The sequence below is a fragment of the Arthrobacter sp. NPDC056886 genome, from assembly GCF_042788715.1.
In the GTDB taxonomy this organism is placed as follows: Bacteria; Actinomycetota; Actinomycetes; order Actinomycetales; family Micrococcaceae; genus Arthrobacter.
Genome location: NZ_JBHUBT010000019.1, coordinates 1 through 22,900 on the forward strand (window position 1 = coordinate 1; position 22,900 = coordinate 22,900).

Below are 22,900 nucleotides of genomic sequence, written 5' to 3' on the forward strand. Positions count from 1 at the left end.
GTGGGCCCGGGTTGGGGCTTACATTTACCCGCCCCGCCCTGCAAACCGGGCCGGAGCTCTTCATTGTCCGCCTCCGATTTGTCCCTCAGGACGCGGGACGCACTTACCGGGTGCTCACGACAGCGCGTGGCGTCTTGGCGTAGACGTCCTTGCTGACGGAGTAGCCGCGGCGGTCAAGCGCCAACGCTTGCTTATTGACGCTGGCCAGTTCCGTCTTGTTGAGCTTCTTGATCTTGACCAGGTCCATGAACTCCTGGTCCTCACCGCCCACGGCGGTCACTTTGATAAGCCCGGTCCCGGGAGCGTAATACTTGCGCTGGTGGCCCGCGCTTGGCGGCTCCAGCGGGTTGAACTCATCGATCACCATGACGTCGTCGTAGCACCCCGTGGGGACACAGACGCACAAGTGCTTGTACTTGACGTCACCGCAGTCCAGGAAGTCCACGGTGGGGGCGTAGGCCTGGACGTAAGCCGGTGTGTTCCGGTGTGGCCGGGCCTGCATCGCGATGCCGGCCCGGGCCTTGTCGATGCCGCTGATGAACGTGCTGGGGGCGCCGACAAGCTTGCCGTTCTCATACTCCTCCGGATACTCCCCGAAGAGCCAGACCGTCCCCTTCCTGGTCTGGGCGAAGAAGGCGAGCTCGGACTCCACGAGTTCACCGTCGGAGTAGTCCCGGTCCCAAATCGCGATCGTCTTGACCCCGTCAATGACCTTGGTCAGGCCCGTGACAATGCTGACCACCGTGCGGGCGGTCGTCCCGTCCGGCGAGACTACCTTGCCGGTGGTGGTGCGATGCATTCCGGGCTTGAGCGTGAGCCACTTGTTATCAATCTCGGGCTTTGATGGGAAAGCGGAACGGTGGAACGACAACGCCGAGCCGGGGCCGCACAGTTCCTTCGAAGTGGCGGCCGCCGGGGCGGCAGCCGGAGCGGCCGCCACCGCCGTCGCCGCGGTCGCCACAGTCAGGGATGCCACCACCAGCAAGAGCGCCGAGCCGTAAGCGGTTAATCTCTTAGAGCGTGGAGTCATCTGACTGCCCTCTCCTGCGTGGTTGGGTTAAGCGGCTGGTACCGGTTCCGGGTCGCGGGACCCGCGATCACGTTCCGAACCTTTCTTGGCGAACCGAAGATAGAGCGACGGAACGATGAACAGGTTGACCAGTGTCGAAGTCACCAGCCCGCCCAGGATCACCACGGCCATGGGGTGCTCGATCTCATGGCCGGGCCGGTTACCCATCACCACCAGCGGCACCAGCGCGAGAGCCGTGGCGAGCGTGGTCATGAGGATTGGCGACAAGCGTTCGGCCGCGCCCCGCAGGACCAGGTCCCGGCCGAACGGCACGCCCTCGAACTGCTCCAGGTGCTGGCAGTGGTTGATGAGCAGGATGCCGTTGCGGGCGGCGATGCCCATTACTGTCAGGAACCCGACCAGCGACCCGAGGGACAGGATTCCGCCGCTCATGTGCGCGGCGATCACCCCGCCAACCAGTGCTACAGGCAGCGTCAGGATGCCAAGGGTGGCAAGCCGCCAGCTGCGGAATGCCGCCTGGAGCAGGAGGAACACCACCACCAGGGCGCCGGCCGCGAAGAGGAGGAGCCGTTGTGAGGCAGCCTGCCGCTCTGCGTATTCACCCAGGATCTCCGCGTTGTAACCGGTGGGGAACTCCACGGTCTTGAGGTCGGATTCGAGTTTTTCGACGACTTTTGCGAGATCGCCTTCCTTGACGTTGGCGCTGACATCGAGCCGGCGGGACCCTTCCGAACGCTCAATGACGTTGGGCGTGGGCTTCACCGTGATCTTGGCGACATCGGCCACCCGGATCACCTGTCCGCTGGGAGTGTCCAGCGGGAGGTTCTCGATGCTCGTGACGCTGGTCCGAATCGCGGGAGGACTCCAGACCTGGACGTCATATGCTCTGCCGTCGCGGTAGACATCGCCCACCTCCTCACCGGACACCAGGGTGGCTGCGGCACGGCGGACGTCACCGGGCTTCAGGCCATAGCGGTTGGCGGCGTCCAGGTTCACCTCAACGTCCACCTGCGGAACATTGACCTGCAGGGCGACCTTGGCCCCGATTGCCCCCTCGATGCCGGCAAGGACAGTCTTGACCTTGTCCGCCTGCTTCTTCAGCGTGGTGAGGTCATCGCCGTACACACGGACGACGATCGAGTAGCCCGTGCCGGTGAGCACCTCGCGGACACGTTCCTTGAGGTAGGTCTGGACGTCCCGGTGGATGCCGGGGTACCCGTCCACTACCTGCTGGATGGAGGCCAGGGTCTTGTCGTAGTCGACCGAGGGGTCAACGCTGATCCAGTTCTCGCCAAAGTTGACGCCCACCACCTCATCGGCGGCGAAAGCCTGACCGATGTGGGATCCGCAGTTGTTGACACCTGGAATGGTCATCAGCTCCTTGCAGGCCAGTTGGCTCACGCGCACTTCCTCGGCATTGGACGTGCCGGGTTGGGTGACCCAGTGCATGAGGAAGTCGCGTTCCTTGAACGACGGCAACAGCGATTGACCCAGGAGCGGTGCCGCTATGATTCCAACGACGCCGAGTGCCGCCACCGCGAGATAGCCCGGCAGCGGCCGCTTCACAATGGGCCGAAGAGCCGCGCCGTACCAGCGCTTGAGGACCCTGACCACCGGCGGATCCCGATCTTCGAGCTTGGCATTGCGCAGGAAGATGTACGCCATGGCCGGGGTGACCGTGAGGGCCACCAGCATGGACGCCATGACGGCCAGCGTGTAGGACGTGGCCAAGGGCCGGAAGAAGGCGCCGGTCAGCCCGTCCAGGAAGAAGATCGGCACTGTGGCGGCGACGATAATCAAGGTGGCGTAGACAATGGGGGCGCGAACTTCCAGGGAGGCGTTAACCACCACACGGGCGGTACTTTCGCTCCCGCCGCTGGCCCGGTGGTGCCGGAGGCGTCTGACGATGTTCTCGACGTCGATGATGGCATCGTCCACCACCACCCCGACGGCAATCACCAGCCCCGCAAGCACCATCGTATTAATCGTGCCCCCGGTCCAATAGAGCACCAGGGCCGCGGCCATCAGCGACAACGGGATTGCCGTCACGCTGACCAGCGCCGTCCGCCATTGGAACAGGAAGACACTGAGCACCAGGACCACCAGTAGGCAGCCCAGCAGCAGCGCTAGGCTCAGGTTGCCGAGGGACTCCTCGATGAACGACGCGGGCCGGAACAAGGTAGTGTCAACCGCGATCCCAGTCAGGCCGGGTTGCAGTTCCTTGAGCGCTTCCTCAACCCCGCGCGTGACCTCGAGCGTGTTGCCCCAGGGCAGCTTTTCGACAATGAGCATCAGTCCAGGGCCGCCGTTGATGACTGCGTCACCGATCAGTTGCTGGTGGTCCTCGACGACGTCGGCGACGTCAGCGAGCCGCAGGGGAGGCATTCCCTGGCGGTCCTCCAATGGCACCTGGGCAAGGTCAGCCGGAGACGTGATGGGTTGTACGTGCCTGATGGTCAGGCTCTGGTTGGGTGTTTCCAGCGCCCCTCCGGTGCCGATCAAGGCACCGGGGGAGTACTTGAGCAGGCCGGCGTCCAAGGCGTCGGACGTGGAGTTCATGACGGAGTCCAGCGTGACCTTGTTGGCCGCCAGCTTGGCCGGGTCAACCTGGACCTGCAACATCTGCAGGCGTTCGCCCCAGATCGCCACGTTCGCGACGCCCGGCACCCGCAGGAGATGTGCCCGGATATTCCAGTAGGAAATCATGGACATCTCGATCAGGGAGCGGCTCTCGGAAGACAGCCCGATCTTCATGACGCGGCTGGTGGAGGACAGCGGCTGGAGCATCACCGGCGGCGCGGCCCAGGTGGGCAGCGTCGGGATGACCGTTGCCATCCGCTCCGACACCAGTTGCCTGGCGGTGAGCAGATCGGTTCCGGGCTTGAACTCCATCACAATGGCGGACAGCTGCGACACAGATTTGGAACGCATCTGGTCCAGGCCGTCTATGCCGTTGAAGGCCTGCTCCATCGGAACCGTTACGAGTTCCTCGACTTCGGAGGCGGTGAGTCCCAGACACGCCGTCTGGACCTCGACACGGGGCGGTGCGAACTCCGGGAAAACATCCACCGAAGCTCTGCTGAGTTGCGCGCCGCCCACGATCATGAGGGCCGCCGCCATCGCAATGATGATGGATCGGAACCTCAGACTTGCAGCGACAATCCGGCGCATGTCAGTGCGCCGTATCGAATTCAGCGCCGAAGAGTTCAGCCGCGCCGACGGTCACGATTGTGGTGCCGGCCGCGGGGCCGGCCGAGGCCGTCACCACACCGTTCTCCACCTTGGCTACAGTGACCGCCTGCCGCTGGTAAACCCGCGGGGCCGGGTTGGTGTAGACCCAGGTTTTTCCGCTGGCGTCATAGAGCAGCGCGGCGTAGGGCACCACGACGTCCTTCCCCTTGCCGGCCTTGACGGTTTCGGTCTTCAGGTCGAGGCGTTCGACTCCCTTTTCGGTCAAGGTCAGCTTGGCGATGCCTGTTGCGGCATTCTTTTCCACCTTGGCAGGTTCGTTGGCCGCTACGACGGCGGGGGCCGCCGCCGTCGTCTGGGCACATGCGGGCAACGCGAACAGAAGTGCTGCGCATACAGCGGCCGCCAGGGGCAGGCGCCGCAGGGGCTGTTGGCTGGTCATTTTGCTTCCACCTTTTCCTGCGTAACGGGCTGGACGGGAACTTCGGCCTCATAGACTTCGGCCCACTCCTCCGGGGCGGCCTTTGGCCCGAACCAGAGTGCGAGCAGGGGGAGTACGAAGATCCCGATGAGAGTTGTTGTGATGAGTCCGCTGACAATGATCAGGGCCATTGGACCCAGGAGGGCCCCGCCTACGGCGCCGCCAAAAAGTCCCGGCGGAATCAGGATCGCCATCGTGATCAGGGCGGCCTTCAGGATGGGCGATACCCGGTCCCGGGCCGCCATCATGATGACTTTGTCAGGGGGTTCGTGCGGGGCAGCCCGCCACAGCTCATCCGTCCTGGCCGAGAGCAGCGTCGCGTTGCGGACGGCGATGGCCAACACCGCGGCAAACGCCGTGAGCGCCAGTACGGTGATGGCGCCTCCCGCGATCCACGCTGCCACGGCGGACCCGGCCAACGCGGCCGGCAGGGAGAGGAAGACGGCAAGAGCCAGCTTCCAGCTCCGCACGGCTGTCTGGAGAAGGAGCAGGATTGCCAGGAGGGCGGCCGCGCCGATCCACAGAACCAGGGCGTCGCCGGCGAGCTGTTCGCTGTACTTCGTGGGGATTTCGGCGTGGTATTCCAGCGGGAACTGGATCTGCTCAATAGCCGTGTTGATATCGCGCTGGATATCAGCGAGCGGCCGCCCACTTACCTCGGCCACGACATCGATCCGGCGCGAGGTGTCATCGTGCTGGATCACGACTTCATTGGGGACGAGCCGGACATCGGCGATCTGGCCCAGCTGGACCTGGCCGCCGTTTGGCGTGTCGAGCAGGAGTTCACGGATGCTGGTCAGGTCATCCCTGACACCCACCGCGCCGCGTACCACCACTTCAAAGACCTTCTGCTGTTCGAAGAGGTTGCCGACGACGATGCCTTGCATCAGGGCGGCAGCGGCGCGCCGCGCGTCGCCGGGTTTGATTCCGACCTTCTGCGCCGCCTCGAGGTTGACCTCGACTTCGACGATGGGCGTCATGGCGCTGGCATTGATTGTCGGGTTCTTGACGCCGTCGACCTTTTCGATGGCCTTGCGGACCTCTTCGGCCTTCTCGCGCAGGACCGGCAAGTCGGTTCCGTAAACGCGGACGGCGAATCCCGGATCCATGCTGCTGCGCTGCTGACCAATCTTTTGCTGGGAGTAGTTGATCACGTTGTGGGCAATGCCCGGGTAGCCCTGGACGACCTCACGGACCGCCTTCTCCGTTTCGCTGAAGTTGGCATCCGGCGTGATGGATACCCAGAGTTCCGCAGAGCTGTTCCCAACAACCTGGTCGGAGGAGATGGCGCGGCCGATATGCCCGCCCACTCCCGAAACGCCCGGCAGGGTCCGCAGTTCATCGGACGCCTTCGACGCCACCCGGCGGACCTCGTCATTGGACGTGCCCGCCATCGAGTCCCACTGCACCAGGAGGGTGCGGTCCGGAATCGTCGGAACGACCGCCCGGTTTCCGACCAGCTGGGAGGCGGCGGCCAGTCCCAGCAGTCCCACGACGGCGACAGCGACGATGCCGAGCGCGGTGCGGGAGCGTCCGCCCTCGAGGGCCCGGTTGTAGTAGGACCTGGCCCGGGCAGCAGTTGACGAGTCGGCCCGCCGGGCCTTCTCACCGGGAAGCAGGAGATACGCCAGGACCGGTGTCACGGACAAACCCACCAGCATCGACGCGGCAAGCGCCAGCGCCAGGGACCAGAAGAGCGGCTGGAAGAACGCACCGCCAACTCCCGTAACGAACAGCGTCGGAACCAGCGCAAGGGCCATGATGAGGGACCCGTGGAACAGCGGCGTGCGGACGCTACGGACAAGCTGGACCATGCGGAACCTGATGGTGGCATCGGTCTCGGTCTCCGTGGTCCGCAACGGCCGGCGCCGCTGCGCCTGCACATCCTCCACGATGTCTCCCACAATCACGGAAACACCCAGGATGATGCCGGCCAGGATCGAGATGTTCAGCGTGGAGTCGAGCAAGTAGAGCACCACTCCTGCCGCCATGACTGTCGTGGTGATGGCCACGAGGGCGATCACGGCGACACGCCACGAACGGAAGAGGGCCCAGAAGAGCAGGACTGCGATCAGGAGGCTCACCAGGAGCGCCACGCCGAGTCCGTCCACAGCATCCTGCAGGAACGAGGCCGGCCGGAAGACGGACGTATCCATCTGGATGCCGGAAAGCCCGGGCTGCATGTCGTTCAGGGCAGCTTCGATGTCCTTGGTGACCTGCAGGGCGCTGGTCCCGGGGAACTTCTCCACGACCAGCAGGAGGCCTGCATCCTGGCCGACGACGGCATCGCCGATCAGCGGCTGGTGGTCCTCCTTCACCTGGGCAATGTCACCCAGCAGCATGGGAGGTTGGGCGTCCTCGACACTGACCTTGGCCAGGTCCGCGGGCGTTCGGATGGGCAGGACGTGCTGAATGCCCAAGCGCTGGCTGGGCGACTCCACAAACCCGCCCGTGCCGGGGGTCGACGCTTCCAGGAAGCTCAGCGGCGACACCCACACTGCGTTGCCTGTGGTCTTGATGATCTGTTCGAGCGTGATGCCCTTGCCGCGCATCTGCGTGGGGGTCACTTCGACCTGAAGCTGCTGCTCGCGCTGTCCCCAAATGGAAACGTTGGCGACACCGGGAATGCCGATCAGCCGCGGCTTGATCTTCCACCGGGCCAGGACCGACATTTCGATCCCGGAGAGCTCCTTGGAGTTCATCCGGACCATGAGGACGCGGCTGGTTGACGACAGCGGTTGCATGATCAAGGGCGGCGCGGAGACTTGCGGCAGCGCGTGGGCCTGGGTCATGCGTTCGGCCACGAGCTGGCGCGCGCGCAGAAGGTCGGTGCCCGGCTCGAACACGAGTTCAATGGAGGACAGGCCGGGAACGGACTTGGACCGGATTTCATCGAGCCATGCCACCCCGTTCAGGAGGTCGGCTTCCATCGGAGCGGTGATGAGCTGTTCGACTTCGGCAGCTGAGAGGCCCAAGGCCTCGGTCTGGATCTCGACGTGCGCGGGAGCAAACTCGGGCATGCTGTCGATGGCTACGTGGGGGACGTTCACTACCCCGAAGGCAATGAGTCCGGCGGCCACGGCGAGAACCAGGACACGGAACTGCATACTGAAACGAGTGATCCAGCCGAACATGGCTAGCTCTGTTCCAGGGAGCCGGCGACGCGAGTGCGGCCAGCGGGAGTTTTTGGAAGATGCACGGAAGAATTGCGCAAGTGATACATGACAGGCTCCTCAACCCGAGACCATTTGCGAATCCCCCCAAGAGACCCCATTTGCTGATCTTTATCGAATAGTGTCCCCAACTTGATCGTTTGGCAAGATCAAAATTTTAGGCCCGGTCCCCGGATTTTCACGGGTTTCTCCCAGCTTGACGACGCATAATGCCCTTTCTGGACAAACTTCGTGGAGCTGCCCAGGCTCCCGCAGGCAGCTGCCCCAGTATTGGTAGTTTTTATACCTACAATTGCTTGAGAAGCCACCTGATAAACGGTTTTGAACACTCGCCTTGGATTTTTGTCAATAGGCCTAAAGTACCGCAATTCCCCACGTATGGAATTTGTAACAATTGTGGACCTAGCCGCCCGCCAAGGCCGCCGGACTGCGAGTCGACTGTGAGTACGGGACAAACCCGGAGCCGTCGGTTCAGCGCGAACCAGCCCGAGGGGCTAAAGTGGACCTATGCGCGCCGTGCTCCTGCTTAGCTAGCCGCCCGGCATCCCGATGAGACCTCGATTCCGAAGAGTCCCCGGATTGCCGAGCGGCGGCCCCTCCATGTCGAGGGGCTTTTGTGTGTCCGGGGTAAATTCCGGGGCGCACAGCACGAAGTAACAGCAGGAGCACCACGTACGAACGTATGGAGTCAGGGCCGGGCAACCGGCCGTGGCAGTGCAGACTTGATGGTGAACAGGCCTGGCGGCAGGCAGGCCTGAAGGCAGGCAGGCCTGAGATAACAGGCCGCATAGAACAGAAGAGGCCAGCAGTGAGCGTTCAGCCGGAAACACAGACCGGATCACCAGCAGCCGCGGCGGAGGGGCCCGAGGAAGGTACCTACAGCTTCGCGGCAATGGAAGCCAAATGGCCGCAGGTCTGGGAAGACCTGAAGGTCTTCACGCCGCTCGATGACGGCTCAAAGGAACGCCGCTACGTGCTGGACATGTTCCCGTATCCCTCCGGCGACCTTCATATGGGCCACGCCGAGGCATTCGCTATGGGCGACGTTGTGGCGCGCTACCTGCGCCAGCAGGGCTACGATGTGCTGCACCCGATCGGCTGGGATTCCTTCGGCCTGCCCGCAGAGAACGCAGCGATCAAGCGCAACGCGCACCCCAGTGAGTGGACGTACGCCAACATCGACACCCAGGCGGCGTCATTCAAGCGCTATGCCATCTCAGCGGACTGGTCCCGCCGGCTGCACACCTCCGACCCGGAGTACTACCGCTGGACCCAGTGGCTGTTCAAGCGCTTCTACGAGCGTGGACTGGCCTACCGCAAGAATTCGCCGGTCAACTGGTGCCCCAAGGACCAGACCGTGCTGGCCAACGAACAGGTAGTCAATGGCGCCTGCGAGCGGTGCGGCACGCCCGTAACCAAGAAGTCCTTGAACCAGTGGTACTTCAAGATCACCGACTACGCCGACCGCCTGCTCGATGACATGGACGAACTGCGCGGGCACTGGCCCGAGCGTGTCCTGGCCATGCAGAAGAACTGGATCGGCCGCTCCGAGGGCGCCCACGTCAACTTCGTGATCGAGGCCGACGGCGGCAAGACCGCCAAGGATGTCACTGTTTTCACGACGCGTCCGGACACCCTTTATGGCGCCACCTTCTTCGTCGTCGCCGCCGACGCGCCGCTCGCCGTCGAACTGGTCACCGACGAGCACGCCGCCGCCCTGGACGCCTACCGCGAACAGGTCAAGGCGCTGTCCGAGATCGAGCGCCAGTCCACTGAGCGCGAGAAGACCGGCGTCTTCACCGGGCGCTACGCGACCAACCCGCTCAATGGCGAGAAGCTGCCTGTCTGGGCCGCGGACTATGTCCTGGCCGACTATGGCACGGGCGCCATCATGGCCGTCCCGGCCCATGACCAGCGCGACCTCGACTTCGCCAAGACCTTTGACCTGCCCGTCCGGGCAGTACTGGACACCGGCGAGGAAGACCCCGCGGACACGGGCATCGCCACCACCGGCGAGGGTACCCTGATCAACTCCGGCAGCTTGGACGGGCTGCCGAAGGCCGAGGCCATCCCGGCCGCCATCAAGATCCTGCGTGAGCTGGGGACAGGCGAGAAGTTCGTGAACTTCCGCCTGCGCGACTGGCTGCTCAGCCGGCAGCGGTTCTGGGGCACCCCGATCCCGATCATCCACTGCCCGGCCTGCGGCGAGGTCCCGGTCCCGGACGATCAGCTGCCTGTGACCCTGCCGGCGGACCTGCGCGGCGAGGACCTGTCCCCGAAGGGCACGTCCCCGCTGGCCGCGGTCGAAAGCTGGGTCAACATCGAGTGCCCCAACTGCCACGGCCCGGCCAAGCGGGACACCGACACCATGGACACGTTCGTGGATTCCTCCTGGTACTTCCTGCGCTTTGTCTCCCCGCAGTACACCGATGGCCCGTTCGATCCGGAGAAGATCAACGACTGGATGCCGGTTGGCCAGTACGTGGGAGGCGTGGAGCACGCAATCTTGCACCTGCTGTACGCACGGTTCTTCACCAAGGTCATCCACGACCTTGGCATGATCGACGCGGACGAACCGTTCAGTGCACTGCTGAACCAGGGCCAGGTGCTCAACGGCGGCAAGGCCATGAGCAAGTCCTTGGGCAACGGCGTCGACCTCAGCGAACAGCTGGACAAGTTCGGCGTGGACGCCGTACGCCTGACCATGATCTTCGCCTCCCCGCCGGAGGACGACGTCGACTGGGCAGACGTATCGCCGTCGGGTTCCGCGAAGTTCCTGGCCCGTGCCTGGCGCCTTGGCCAGGATGTGTCGAGCGCACCCGGCGTCGACTTCGCCACCGGTGACCGTGCACTGCGCACCGTCACGCACCGCACGATCGCCGATGCGCAGGCCCTGCTGGACAACAACAAGTTCAACGTCGTTGTGGCAAAGCTGATGGAACTGGTCAACGCAACCCGCAAAACTATTGACGCAGCCAGCGGTGCCGGCGGCGCGGATCCTGCCGTCCGCGAGGCCGTGGAAGCCGTGGCTGTCATCCTGAGCCTGTTCGCGCCCTACACCGCCGAGGACCTGTGGAACGGCCTGGGCCACCCGGCCTCAGTCGCCAACGCCGGCTGGCCCACGCACGACGACGCCTTGCTCGTGGAGGACACGGTCACCGCCGTCGTCCAAGTGCAGGGCAAGGTGCGGGACCGCCTGGAGGTTTCCCCGGATATCTCTGAGGAGGATCTGCGCGAACTCGCGCTGGCCTCGGAAAATGTCCAACGCGCCCTCGACGGCCGTGCCCTCCGCACGGTGATCGTGCGGGCGCCTAAACTGGTCAACATCGTCCCGGCCTAACCGGCGTACGTCCCTGACACTGGCCACCGGGCGATACCGGCGGCCAGTGTCAGGTAGCGTGACGGGCACGGCTGCCCTGGCCGGAGAAAAAGTCCATGCGTCCCGATAGCAGGAGGTCCAGGGTGCCACACCGCGAGTCGCCAGGCTGGCCATGGCTGCGCGAGCGCCTTGTTCGCCTTCGCCCGGCCCCCCGAGGTGGTGTCCCCGATGTGGCTCCCGCCGCCGTCGTGCAGGTTGCGGTGGTCACGGACTCCGCCGCCGCGTTGCCCGCGGACTGGATCCGGGCTTTCGCCGCCGACGGCGGATTCACAGTGGTTCCGATGCCCGTCATGGTCGGCGCCGAAATCTACGGCGAGGGTGAGGACGACATCGCCGAGACGATCGCCGTGGCCCTCGCCAGCGGCAAGTCCGTCAAGACCTCGCGTCCATCACCGGGGCAGTTTGAACACGCCTACCGGGCGGCCAGCGAGCGTGGCTTCCAGTCGGTGGTCTCGATTCACATCTCCGGTGCGCTGTCCGGCACCGCCGACGCCGCTCGCCTGGCGGCCCAACGGGTCGACATCCCGGTAGAGGTCCTCGACTCCCGGACGGTGGGGATGGCGCAGGGGATGGGCGTACAAGGCGCCGTCGTCGCGGCCGCCGACGGCAGGAATGCCGCCGGCGTTATGGCCTTCGCGCAGGACCGGCTGGACCGCACCAAAGTATATTTCTACGTTCCAAGCCTGGAACAGCTGCGTCGGGGCGGGCGGATAGGGGCCGCGGCCTCACTCTGGGGAACCATGTTCTCCATCAAACCCATCCTGGCGGTTGAAGAGGGCCGGATCATCCCGCTGGAAAAGGTTCGGTCCGCGGCGAAGGCCATCGCGCGGCTGGAAGAAATCGTTGCGGCCGATGCCTCCACGCGGCCTGCCGGGCAGGCGCGACTGGCGGTACACCACTTTGGCAACCAGGCCGAGGCCGAGGAGCTAGCCCGGCGCCTGGCCGTGGCATTGCCGTCTTGTCCGCCGGCCCAGATCAGCGCACTCCCTGCCGTCCTGGCAGCCCACGCCGGGCTCGGTGTGCTGGCGGTGATCGTGGGGGAGGGCAGCACCCCCGGAAGCTCGGGCTCCACCGGCGCCAGCGACTCCAGCGCCAGCGACGCCACTGCGAACCGCGGGGAGCCGGCGGCCGGCGAGCTGGACGGCGGGGAACCGGATGCCGGCCGGGCACCCGCGCGCGCTGACTGCTAGCGCCGGGATCCTCCGTGATGGGCGAAAGGCTGGCCGGGAGCGGGCGCCGGGGGTAAAGTCACTCCACCGAACCCCAGCGAACCCGGAGGACGCCATGGCAATGCAGGTGCACCACGTAGCCCAGTTCGATCGCGACGTTGCCGAAGAGGTGACCAAATGGCTGAAGTACCTCAAGGGTCAAGTGACTAGCGTCCAGTTCCTCACCACCACCGTGCCGGATCCCAAGGCCGCTGACAAATGGCGGGTCCAATACGAGGCCTACATCACCTACCAGCAGTAATTCCTGACTGAAGCTGCGCCTTACGAGCTAGGCGAGGTGGTAAGGCCAAGCGTTGTTTGCAGCGTGGTCGGCGCGGTCGCGGGCGCGGTTGTCGGCCCGAGGGCCGGCTCGGTTGTTGGCGCGGAGGGTGGAGCGGTGGTTGGCTCGGTTGTTGGCGCGAGGGCCGGCGCAGTGGTTGGAGCGGTGCTTGGCTCGGTTGTTGGCGCGGGCACTGGCGCAGTGCTGGGCTCGGTTGTTGGTGCAAGGACTGGCGCAGTAGTTGGCTCGGTTGTTGGTGCGGGGGCCGGCGCAGTAGTTGGCTCGGTTGTTGGTGCGGGGGCCGGCGCAGTAGTTGGCTCGGTTGCCGGGGCGGGCGGTGGAGCCGTAGTTGGATCGGCGTCCGGCGCTGTGGTCGGCCCGGGGGCTGGGGCAATCGTCGGCGCGGCCGACGGCACGGGAGCCGGCGCATCAGTGGGCGCGGCAGATGGCTCGAGCGCCGGCGGGGTAGTTGGCTCGGGTGCTGGTGCGGTTGTCGGCCCGGGTGCCGGCTGATTCGGCTTGATGGTGTAGCTGGGCTGAGGGCTCGAGCCGTTGACCCAAAGGGCTGCTCTTACCCTGTGGGCAGGGCCGGGCTCCAGCCACCAGAACACCTGGACATTGCAGTGGTAGACAACCGTGAAATTACCGACTGCACCGCTGGAGGGAACCGAGTGAATCGATGTGGCGGCCGTCTTTGTGGTCCAAATGAAATTTTGGTCGGCCCTCATACCTGCCGTACCGTCAACCGTCACATGCGCTATACCGTAGAGACCGTGCTGCGGGCAGAAACTACCGTCAACGGAAATGTTGACGACCTGGGTTGAGGTAGCTTGCGTCGTGTCTGCCATAGCAGGCGGGGGCAACATAGTGCCGCTAAGAGCGACGACCGCCGCAGGCCCTAACAACCACTTCATTGCACACCAGCTTTCGACGCCTGATGGTCACATCCAGGCGATCAGGGTTGCCCCCAGCCGGCAAAGTTTTCTCGATTGGATGCAGACGTTACCACCGGGTCCGGGTGGCCACCACCGTAGGGAATACTTGCCCCTTGCCGCGAAATTACGCGTATCACTCGGGTATTTCCACATACGTCTGGTGCCGGATGTCGGCGTGGGTGAGGGTTGCCTAGAGTCGCTTCCATGTCACGCCGAAACCCGGGAGCCGAATCCGCCACCGGAGTCAGGGTTGCCCGTGAACGCCTGGCGTCGACGCTGAGCGATGCCGGGGCCGAACCCGTTGCCTGGGATGCCCACGACGCCAGGAATGCCGCAGACGCCGTTGATTCACCGTCCGGCCGGGGTGCCGGAGATTCGCCGCAGGCCCGGAGTCCGGGGATGTCGCTGGACCCGCACCGGGCTGCGGATCTGTCCTCGGGGCTGTTGGATGTGCCGGCGCCTGGCCTCCCCGTCCCGTCCCCGGCGGCCTCGGCGGTCGGTGATGCCGGGAGGCGCAGTGCCAGCCGCTCCGGAATGCATGCTCGGCAGCCCCCCGGGCGCGGGATTGAGGCAAGGGTGCCGCTCTCCGCGTGGTTGCGGGCCAGGACTGGTGTGCGGGCGGCGGCTCTGCTGGGCGTCCTGGCCGCGGTGTTGGGCGGCTGCTTCTGGTGGCAGGCCGGCACAGGCGGGGCGCAAGTGGTCGCGTTCAGCGAGTCCGCCCCGGCCGCGGAGGAAGCACCGGATCCGGCAGCCGGCGAAACCATCGCGCCGCCGGGAGAAGATGCCAGCGCGGGGCCGGAAAGCATTGAGGTCCATGTTGCCGGCGCCGTGCTCAAGCCGGGGGTGGTTCAGTTGCCTTCGGGGAGCCGGCTTTACGAAGCGATCCTGGCGGCGGGCGGCGCCACGGCCAAAGCGGATCCGGACCGGCTCAACCTGGCGGCGGTGGTGGAGGACGGCCAGAAGGTCCTGGTGCCCATCCGCGGCGAACCCGATCCGGCCGATGCGCCCACGGGAAGCTCACCCGCGTCCGGTTCCGCCGCAGGCGGCACGGGGCCAGACAACGATGGCGGAAAGATCAACCTCAACACCGCCAGCCTCGAGGAACTGGGGACTCTCCCGCGCGTCGGCCCGGTCTTGGCGCAGCGCATCGTGGACTGGCGTCAACAGCACGGGCGCTTCAGGACCGTGCAGGAGCTCGACGCAGTTGACGGGATCGGTCCCAAGTTGCTCGAGGCCCTGCTGCCGCTAGTGGGCATCTGAGATGGCACGGCGGGGCTCTGACGCGGGGCGGCAGGACGTGGCACTGCGGGGCTCCGATGCGGGGCGGCAGGACGTGGCACGGCCGGGCTCTGACGTGGGGCAGCAGGACATGGCACGCCCTGGCGTGGGTCGGCCCAGCCTGCGGGGTCCTGCGGCAGCCCCGATAAGCCGCTGGCAGCGCTACGTCGACTCCGCCGTCCAGTCCCCGCCGCGCGCGGAACGCGAGGCGCTGGTGGGCACCGGTCGGGTCCGTGGATCGGGCCCGGCCATGGCGGCGGCCCGCGGTCCGCAGCCCGGTGGCAGACCCCTTGCGAGCCAGCGTCTGGAATTGCTCCCGGATCTCCAGGATCTCCCGGATCTCCCGGGGCGCCTTGGTCAGCTTAGGCGGTTCCCTCCGGGGTACTTCGCCGGCCGCCTGCTGTCCCGGTCCGCACGTGACGCCCCCTTGGGTCGACGCTCAACGGAACGGACCCGGCGGACGGACCTCCGGCTGGTATTGCCTACCCTCCTTGTCTGGGGGACTGCTGTGGCCGGAAACTGGTTGTCCCCTGCAGGGCTGGCGGGTCTCTGCGCGGCACTGGCGGCAGCTGCCGGAATCCTGCTTTACGTGGCTGGCCGCGGCGATGCCGGCCGGGCTGGGTTGGGTCGCGGCACAGTCCGGAGCGCCAGGGTTCGGAAAGCACGAGTCCGGGGCGCCAAGGCCGTGCGGGAAGCCGCCGGGAACGGCCCCCGTTCTAGGCCGGCGGCAGCACGCAGCCTTCGCGCCACTGTGGCTGCGGCACTGTTGCTGTCCCTCGCGGTGGGCGCCCATGCCGCCGTCGAGGCGTCCCAGCGGCATGACGGCGCCATCGCTGACGCAGTGGCCGCCCGCGCGGCCGTCGTCGCGGAACTGGATATTGCGGGCGCCCCGCGGAGGCTTAGGATTCCTGGATCGGGCGGACTCGGGGACCGCTGGGCAGTCCCCGTAATGCTGAAGACGATGACCCTGGGCGGCCACAAAGTTGCCGGAGAGGCCCGGTTAGTCGTCATGGGTGGAGCGGCATGGGAACACGCAGTTCCGGGCCAGCGCCTGCGCGCCACGGGCAAGCTCCGGCCCGCCGCACCCGGTGAGCCGGAGGCTGGCCTCCTTTCGGCCTCGTCCGCTCCAATGGTGTTGCGGGGACCGGGGCCGTGGCAGCAGGGTCCCGGGGGGTTGCGCCGTGCCTTCACCGCCGCGTCGGCACGGGCCGGGGGCGACGCGGCCGGGCTGCTGCCCGGGATGGTCACCGGCGACACCAGTGCCCTGGATCCGGAATTGGAAGCTGCCATGAAGACGGTGGGGATGACGCACCTGACCGCTGTCAGCGGCGCGAACTGTAGCCTGATCCTGGGGACCCTGCTACTGATCGCCCGCTCCCTGCGCCTTCCGCGCACGGCGGCCGCCGCGGCCAGTCTCGCTGGACTGGCGCTGTTCGTCCTGATGGTGGGACCGGATCCCAGTGTGCTGCGGGCCGCGCTTATGGGCAGCATCGGCCTCGCGTCCGTAGCTCTTGGGCGGCCGGGGCGCGGACTCAGCCTGCTGTGCGTTGCCGTCATCGGCCTGCTGTTGGCACAGCCGGTCCTGGCCACCAGCTTCGGATTCCTGCTCTCGGTGCTGGCCACTCTGGGAATTGTGGTCGCGGGACGTCGCATCATGGACTGGGTGCCAGCCGCAGTCCCGCGCTGGGCCGCGGCGGGCGTTGCCGTCCCACTGTCCGCCCAGCTGTTCTGCGCTCCGGTGATCGTGCTGTTGCAACCGCAGTTCGGTGCGTATGCACTGCCCGCAAACGTGGCCGTTGCGGGGCTCGTGGCGCCAGTGACACTCCTCGGCACGGCCGCTGCGGCGCTCCTGCCAGTCGTCCCTGCAGCAGCGGAGGTCCTGGTGGCCGCCGCCGCCGTCTTCGCAGGCGCTGTGGCGGGGGTCGCCCGCTTCTTCGCGGCGCTCCCGGGCGCCGCGCTGCCCTGGCCGGAAGGGGCTTTCGGCGCAGCCACCATGGGCATCTTTTCCGCGACTATGCTGGCAGCGGCGTGGCTGGTCCTGCATCCGGTCGCGGTTGTCCGGGCCGTCCTGGCGGCACACGCACGGGTGGTTGCCGTCCTCGAAGGACCGTCGCGTGCGGCGGCACGCTCGGCCGCCCGGCATGCCGTCAGGCGCGGCTTGGAGCACCGGTCCGGGCGTGGGACGCTTAGAGTCCGCAAACCAACTTCCGGGAGGAATCACGAGTGGCTGCTGCCCAGACTCAACGGCCCAGGACCTCGGCGTCGAACACCGCCACCTGGCGTGACGTGACACCAGCCGCCATCGTTTTGGTCGGCGGACCGGAAGACTATTTGGGTTCGCGCGCCATGGACCGTATCCGCGGGCAGGTCCGCGAGGCGGCGCCCGACGTCGAAATTACCCGGCTCAATGCCGGCAGCTACGCGGCCGGGTCGCTTGCCATGAACGTCAGTCCTTCACTCTTCGGCGAACAGAAGCTCATCGAGGTCGAGGGGCTCGAGGCGATGAACGATGCCTTCCTCGCCGATGCCCTGAAATATGTGGCGCAGCCGGAACCGGACGCCGTCCTGGTTCTCCGGCACGGCGGGGGAGTCCGCGGCAAGAAGCTGCTGGACGCCATCAAGGCCGCGGGCTGGCCCGTTGTCGACTGCCAGCCGCTCAAGAAAGACGCCGAGAAGATCGCCTTCGTCACATCCGAGTTCAAGGCTGCCTCCCGTCGTATCGACCCCGACGCTGTGCACGCCCTCGTCAATGCGGTCGGTGCGCAGCTCGCAGAACTTGCCGCCGCCTGCAGCCAGCTGATCGCCGACGCCACCACCGGTGTGGACGCCGCCATGGTGGACAAATACTACGGCGGCCGGGTCGAGGCATCGGCTTTCAAGGTCGCCGACGCCGCGATGGCCGGCAACGGCCCGCTGGCCCTCTCCACACTCCGCCACGCCCTGGCCACCGGCGCGGACCCGGTACCGATCGTGGCGGCCCTGGCATCCAAGCTGCGCTCCCTCGCCAAAGTGGCCGGCGCGCAGGGGTCATCCTCGCAGATCGCCAAGCAGCTGGGAATGCAGCCTTGGCTCGTCGAACAGGCCCAGCGGGAAGTCCGGCGCTGGACGCCCGAGGGGCTGGTCCGGTCAATCCAAGTCACCGCCGAGGCCGACGCCCAGGTCAAAGGGCTCTCGCGCGATCCCGTCTATGCCGTTGAACATGCGGTCACGGTGATTGCCACCTCGGTCCGCAGGTCCTGACACAAGGGTTCGTGCCCGCCCGCCCGGCGCGTCCGGTCAGACCCTGCCGCGGCCAGTTGGCGGAGGGGGCTAGGAACGTAACTTGCGGCTTAACTGGATGTGGCCGGCACCCAGGGGGTGCCGGCCACAATCATCAGTTCAAGTGAACTGGAAACCTTAGAGTGCGTTGACCTTCTTGGAGATCGCGGACTTGCGGTTTGCAGCGTTGTTCTTGTGAAGAACACCCTTGCTGACAGCCTTGTCCAGCTTGCGGCCGGCTGCAACCAGTGCGGCAGCGGCAGCATCCTTGTCGGTGGACTCAACGGCGGTGTTGACGGCGCGGATGGCCGTCTTCAGCTCGGACTTGACTGCGTTGTTGCGCAGGCGAGCCTTTTCGTTGGTCAGGATGCGCTTCTTCTGGGACTTGATATTAGCCACGTGTGAACTCTCTTTTTCAATGCGGAAAATGGTCTAGAGGGCTTTCAGATTGGCCATTGACTGAGCGGCGTGGGGATACCTATGGCGACCAACCATCTGTGGCCGTCGACCTGCACGGACACACAGCTGTAAATAATAGCAGAGATGAACGTGCAGGCACGAGTACGGGTTGTGATCCGCCGCCACACCTGACGCGTGGCGGGTCAGCTCCAGCCGCGGCGCTCCCTCAGGGCCGCTGCAACGAGGTTGAAGCGGCCTACGTCCAGGATCGCTCCCTCGCGCCGGATGTCCTTCGCGTTGATCTGCAGAACCCGGTCCAGCTTCGCTTCGCTGGGCCGCCACTGGCGGTCCCAGGGGCCCGTGCCGATGTCCACGTAGTCATCCGACCGGCGGGAGTCGCCGTCGTGGTCTTTGCTCGTCAGCATCAGGCCCAGCAGATACCGGCCGCTGGCGCCCACCAGCAGCACCGGACGGTCCTTGCCCTGGGAAAAGTCCTCTTCATAGGGCACCCAGGTCCACACAATTTCGCCGGGCTCGGGCAGGCCGTTGGGTGCGGGGGCGTAGCGGACGGCAGCCTGCCCCAGGAAGTCGCCGGGATACGTCCCGGTCAGCCCGGCGGCCGGGGCGCCGCCCGTGGCGCGGGTCGGAGCCCCGGGCCGTGTCTGGCCCGGCCGCCGCTTCCCAGAAGGTTTCGCTGCAGGTTTCCCGGCAGGTTTTGCCGCCGGTCCGCGGGTGGTGCCCGGTGCGGAGCCGCCGAGTTTGTCCAAATAGCGCAGTGCGTCGCGGACCGCATTGCCGATCGATCGTAAGTTCCAAGCCATGGGGAAACCATACCGGCAACCCCCAGCGGGGAGAGGGGACCGGGCAGAGTCGCGCGGAGAATCCAGGGGACTGACAAGAGCCCGCAACGCAATGCTGGGATGCACTGCCACCGGCCCGGACGTGGGAGACTATAGGAACGACAAATGCGCCACGTCGCAGGATGGGAAACCAGCATCCGCGCCGATCCGTGGACAAGCCAACCTTAATGCCAACAGTAAGGACCCTGCGTGTCTCCCATGGCCCGCACCGCCCCGGTGCCCGCCGCAACAGATCCGGCCATCATCCGGAACTTCTGCATAATTGCGCACATTGACCACGGCAAATCCACACTGGCCGACCGGATGCTTCAATTCACCGGCGTCGTCCAGTCCCGTGACATGAAGGCCCAGTATCTGGACCGCATGGACATTGAGCGCGAACGCGGCATCACCATTAAATCCCAGGCCGTCCGCATGCCCTGGGAACTCGACGGCACCAGCTACGCGCTGAACATGATCGACACCCCCGGGCACGTCGACTTCACGTATGAGGTCTCCCGCTCGCTCGCGGCCTGCGAAGGTGCGATCCTGCTGGTCGACGCGGCGCAGGGCATCGAGGCCCAGACCCTCGCCAACCTCTACCTGGCGATGGAAAACAACCTCACGATCATCCCGGTCCTGAATAAGATCGACCTCCCGGCCGCCCAGCCGGAGAAGTACGCGGCGGAACTTGCCAACCTCATCGGCGGGGACCCCGACGACGTGCTCCGCGTCTCCGGCAAGACAGGCATGGGCGTCGAGGTCCTGCTGGACAAGATCGTCCGCGACCTGCCGGCCCCTGTGGGCGACCCCAACGCCCCGGCCCGGGCCATGATCTTCGACTCGGTCTACGACACGTACCGCGGTGTGGTCACCTATGTCCGCGTGGTCGACGGCATGCTGCACCCCCGCGAACGCATCCAGATGATGTCCACCCGCGCTACGCATGAGCTCCTTGAGATTGGTGTCAGCTCCCCGGAGCCCACCCCCTCCAAGGGCCTCGGCGTCGGCGAAGTCGGCTACCTCATCACCGGCGTGAAGGACGTCCGCCTCTCCAAGGTGGGCGACACTGTCACCAACCTTGCCAAGCCGGCCACCGAATCCCTCCCCGGCTACGCGGACGCCAAGCCGATGGTGTTCTCCGGCCTGTACCCGCTGGACGGCACCGACTATCCCGTGCTCCGCGATGCGCTCGAGAAGCTGATGCTCAACGATGCCGCGCTGGTGTACGAGCCCGAGACGTCCGCCGCGCTGGGCTTCGGCTTCCGCGTGGGCTTCCTGGGCCTGCTGCACCTGGAAATCACCCGCGAGCGGCTCGAACGCGAGTACAACCTGGACCTGATTTCCACCGCCCCCAACGTGGAATACGAGGTGACGCTGGAGGACAAGAGAATCGTCCACGTCACGAACCCCAGCGAGTACCCCACCGGCAAGATCGCTGAAGTCCGCGAGCCGATGGTGTCCGCCACCATCCTTGCGCCGAACGAGTTTGTCGGCGCAATCATGGAGCTGTGCCAGAGCCGGCGCGGCGTCATGGGCGGCATGGACTACCTCTCCGAGGACCGGGTGGAAATCCGCTACCGCCTGCCGCTGGCCGAGATCGTCTTCGACTTCTTCGACATCCTCAAGTCCAAGACCCGCGGCTACGGCTCGCTGGACTGGAAGGCCGACGGCGAGCAGGTGGCCGACCTCGTCAAGGTGGACATCATGCTCCAGGGCGAGCAGGTTGACGCCTTCTCCGCCATCACGCACCGCGACAAGGCCTACGCCTACGGCGTCATGATGACCGGCAAGCTGCGCGAACTCATTCCGCGCCAGCAGTTCGAGGTGCCCATCCAGGCCGCCATCGGCTCCAGGATCATCGCCCGCGAAAGCATCCGCGCCATCCGCAAGGACGTCCTTGCCAAGTGCTACGGCGGTGACATCACCCGGAAGCGCAAACTGCTCGAAAAGCAGAAGGAAGGCAAGAAGCGCATGAAGATGGTGGGCCGCGTCGAAGTGCCGCAGGAAGCCTTCATCGCCGCGCTCACGACGGACGAGTCCAAGGACAAGGCCAAGAAGTAGCGGTGCTGGTAATGACTGTTGCTGCAGGATCGGCAGGCCGGGCCCGTGCCTAGCGTTCTTCCTCTCGGTGACCCGGCGCCGCCGGACGGGCTCCTGCCCGCCCAGGCGCGCGAGGGCGCCAATCAGCGCGCCTTCGGACTGTACGTGCACATCCCGTTCTGTGCGGTCCGGTGCGGGTACTGCGACTTCAACACCTACACCGCCACCGAGTTGGGCGGCGGGGCCTCCCAGGACGCCTACGCCGCCACGGCGATCGCGGAAGTGGATTTCGCCGCCGAGGCCCTGAAGCGCAGCGGCCTGCCCGCGCGCCCTCTCAGCACGGTCTTTTTTGGCGGCGGAACGCCCACGCTGCTGCCGGCCGAGGATCTGGCGCGCATCCTCACCGCCGCGATCGGCGCCTGGGGCCTGGAGTCCGGGGCCGAGGTGACCACCGAGGCAAACCCGGATTCCGTCACCCCCGAATCACTGCGGCTGCTCGCCGACGCCGGGTTCACGAGGGTGTCCTTCGGCATGCAGTCGGCTGTGCCGCACGTCCTGAAGGTCCTGGACCGCACCCACACGCCCAGCCGGGTCCCCGAAGTGGTGCAGTGGGCGCGGGACGCGGGGCTCGCGGTCAGCCTCGACCTTATTTACGGGACGCCGGGGGAGTCGCTGGAGGACTGGCGCTGCTCGCTCGAGACGGCACTGTCCTACGCCCCCGACCACATCAGCGCCTATGCCCTGATTGTTGAGGATGGCACGAAACTTGCGGCGCAGATCCGGCGCGGCGAGGTGCCGGGAATCGACGACGACGACCACGCCGCCAAATACGAACTCGCCGACGAGCTGATTTCAGCGGCCGGGCTCACCTGGTACGAGGTCAGCAACTGGTCCCGCACCCCCGATCAGGCCTGCCGGCACAACCTCGCCTACTGGCAGGGGGACGACTGGTGGGGCATCGGGCCCGGGGCGCACTCGCACGTGGGAGGCGTGCGGTGGTGGAACGTCAAGCACCCCACCGCCTACGCCAACCGCCTCGGCGCCGGGGTCTCACCCGCCGCCGGACGCGAAACGCTGGACACCGAAACCCGCAACGTGGAACGCGTCATGCTCGAAGCCCGGCTGAACTCCGGACTCGACATCCCGAGCCTGGGCGGCCTGGGGGACACCGGCCGGCACGCCGTCGCGGGCCTGATTGCCGACGGCCTGGTGGATCCCGCGGCCGCGTTCAAGGGCCGGCTCATCCTCACGCTCAAGGGCCGGCTGCTGGCCGACGCCGTGGTCCGCAGGATCCTGCCGGACTAAGCGGGACGCTTAAGGCATGCCGCGGCTGCCCCTTGGCAAGACTGCCCACACACCGATGCAGCCGCACATGAAAAGAGCCGGCCGCTGCCCGTCAGGGCAGCGG

At 66.3% G+C, this 22,900-nt stretch carries 14 protein-coding genes; 8 read left to right on the forward strand and 6 right to left on the reverse strand.

The features are described from left to right. Window positions 1-103: 103 nt before the first annotated feature. The 4 genes from ACFRJ8_RS22390 to ACFRJ8_RS22405 are packed head-to-tail and all read right to left on the reverse strand — an operon-like array spanning window position 104 to window position 7,807. Window positions 104-1,030: a hypothetical protein gene (locus tag ACFRJ8_RS22390; protein WP_377988565.1), complete on the reverse strand. Its 927-nt coding sequence runs from the start codon at window positions 1,028-1,030 to the stop codon at window positions 104-106. 27 nt (window positions 1,031-1,057) lie between these two features. Then, complete coding sequence (locus tag ACFRJ8_RS22395; RefSeq protein WP_377988566.1) at window positions 1,058-4,201, reverse strand: efflux RND transporter permease subunit; 3,144 nt, start codon at window positions 4,199-4,201, stop codon at window positions 1,058-1,060. Window position 4,202: 1 nt separating this feature from the next. Continuing rightward, entirely contained in the window at window positions 4,203-4,661 is a 459-nt protein-coding gene (locus ACFRJ8_RS22400; RefSeq protein WP_377988567.1) for a hypothetical protein, read from the reverse strand. After that, window positions 4,658-7,807 carry an efflux RND transporter permease subunit gene (locus tag ACFRJ8_RS22405; protein ID WP_377988568.1) on the reverse strand — a complete coding sequence of 1,050 codons (3,150 nt, stop codon included), beginning with the start codon at window positions 7,805-7,807 and terminating at the stop codon, window positions 4,658-4,660. Before ACFRJ8_RS22405 ends, ACFRJ8_RS22400 begins: the two co-directional genes overlap by 4 nt. A gap of 874 nt (window positions 7,808-8,681) precedes the next feature. On the opposite strand from ACFRJ8_RS22405, the gene leuS reads away from it, so the two are divergent. The 6 genes from leuS (at window position 8,682) to holA (ending at window position 18,193) form a co-directional block, all read left to right on the forward strand. Further along, window positions 8,682-11,213 (forward strand): leucine--tRNA ligase, encoded by a 2,532-nt coding sequence (gene leuS, locus ACFRJ8_RS22410; protein ID WP_377988569.1) that lies wholly within the window; start codon window positions 8,682-8,684, stop codon window positions 11,211-11,213. 95 nt (window positions 11,214-11,308) lie between these two features. After that, window positions 11,309-12,442, forward strand: a complete 1,134-nt coding sequence (locus ACFRJ8_RS22415; RefSeq protein WP_377988570.1) for a DegV family protein — start codon at window positions 11,309-11,311, stop codon at window positions 12,440-12,442. Between the two features lie 94 nt (window positions 12,443-12,536). Beyond that, the gene (locus ACFRJ8_RS22420) at window positions 12,537-12,722 is read left to right on the forward strand and encodes a hypothetical protein (protein ID WP_090581036.1); all 186 of its coding nucleotides are present in this window, start codon (window positions 12,537-12,539) and stop codon (window positions 12,720-12,722) included. A gap of 1,157 nt (window positions 12,723-13,879) precedes the next feature. Continuing rightward, window positions 13,880-14,935, forward strand: a complete 1,056-nt coding sequence (locus ACFRJ8_RS22425) for a helix-hairpin-helix domain-containing protein (protein ID WP_377988571.1) — start codon at window positions 13,880-13,882, stop codon at window positions 14,933-14,935. Window positions 14,936-15,704: 769 nt separating this feature from the next. After that, complete coding sequence (locus tag ACFRJ8_RS22430; protein WP_377988572.1) at window positions 15,705-17,243, forward strand: ComEC/Rec2 family competence protein; 1,539 nt, start codon at window positions 15,705-15,707, stop codon at window positions 17,241-17,243. Continuing rightward, entirely contained in the window at window positions 17,177-18,193 is a 1,017-nt protein-coding gene (gene holA / locus ACFRJ8_RS22435) for a DNA polymerase III subunit delta (protein WP_377988573.1), read from the forward strand. The genes ACFRJ8_RS22430 and holA overlap by 67 nt, the downstream gene beginning before the upstream one ends. 156 nt (window positions 18,194-18,349) lie before the next feature. Here holA and rpsT read toward each other — a convergent pair whose 3' ends face one another. Both rpsT and ACFRJ8_RS22445 read right to left on the reverse strand, forming a co-directional pair. Next, window positions 18,350-18,610 carry a 30S ribosomal protein S20 gene (gene rpsT, locus ACFRJ8_RS22440; RefSeq protein WP_090581023.1) on the reverse strand — a complete coding sequence of 87 codons (261 nt, stop codon included), beginning with the start codon at window positions 18,608-18,610 and terminating at the stop codon, window positions 18,350-18,352. A gap of 203 nt (window positions 18,611-18,813) precedes the next feature. Continuing rightward, window positions 18,814-19,431, reverse strand: coding sequence for a type II toxin-antitoxin system PemK/MazF family toxin (locus ACFRJ8_RS22445; protein ID WP_377988574.1), 618 nt, complete (start codon window positions 19,429-19,431; stop codon window positions 18,814-18,816). A 228-nt stretch (window positions 19,432-19,659) separates the two neighbouring features. Between ACFRJ8_RS22445 and lepA the strand changes: the two genes are divergently transcribed. Continuing rightward, complete coding sequence (gene lepA, locus ACFRJ8_RS22450) at window positions 19,660-21,513, forward strand: translation elongation factor 4 (protein ID WP_277525897.1); 1,854 nt, start codon at window positions 19,660-19,662, stop codon at window positions 21,511-21,513. A 45-nt stretch (window positions 21,514-21,558) separates the two neighbouring features. Further along, complete coding sequence (gene hemW, locus ACFRJ8_RS22455) at window positions 21,559-22,797, forward strand: radical SAM family heme chaperone HemW (protein WP_377988575.1); 1,239 nt, start codon at window positions 21,559-21,561, stop codon at window positions 22,795-22,797. Window positions 22,798-22,900 lie beyond the last annotated feature (103 nt).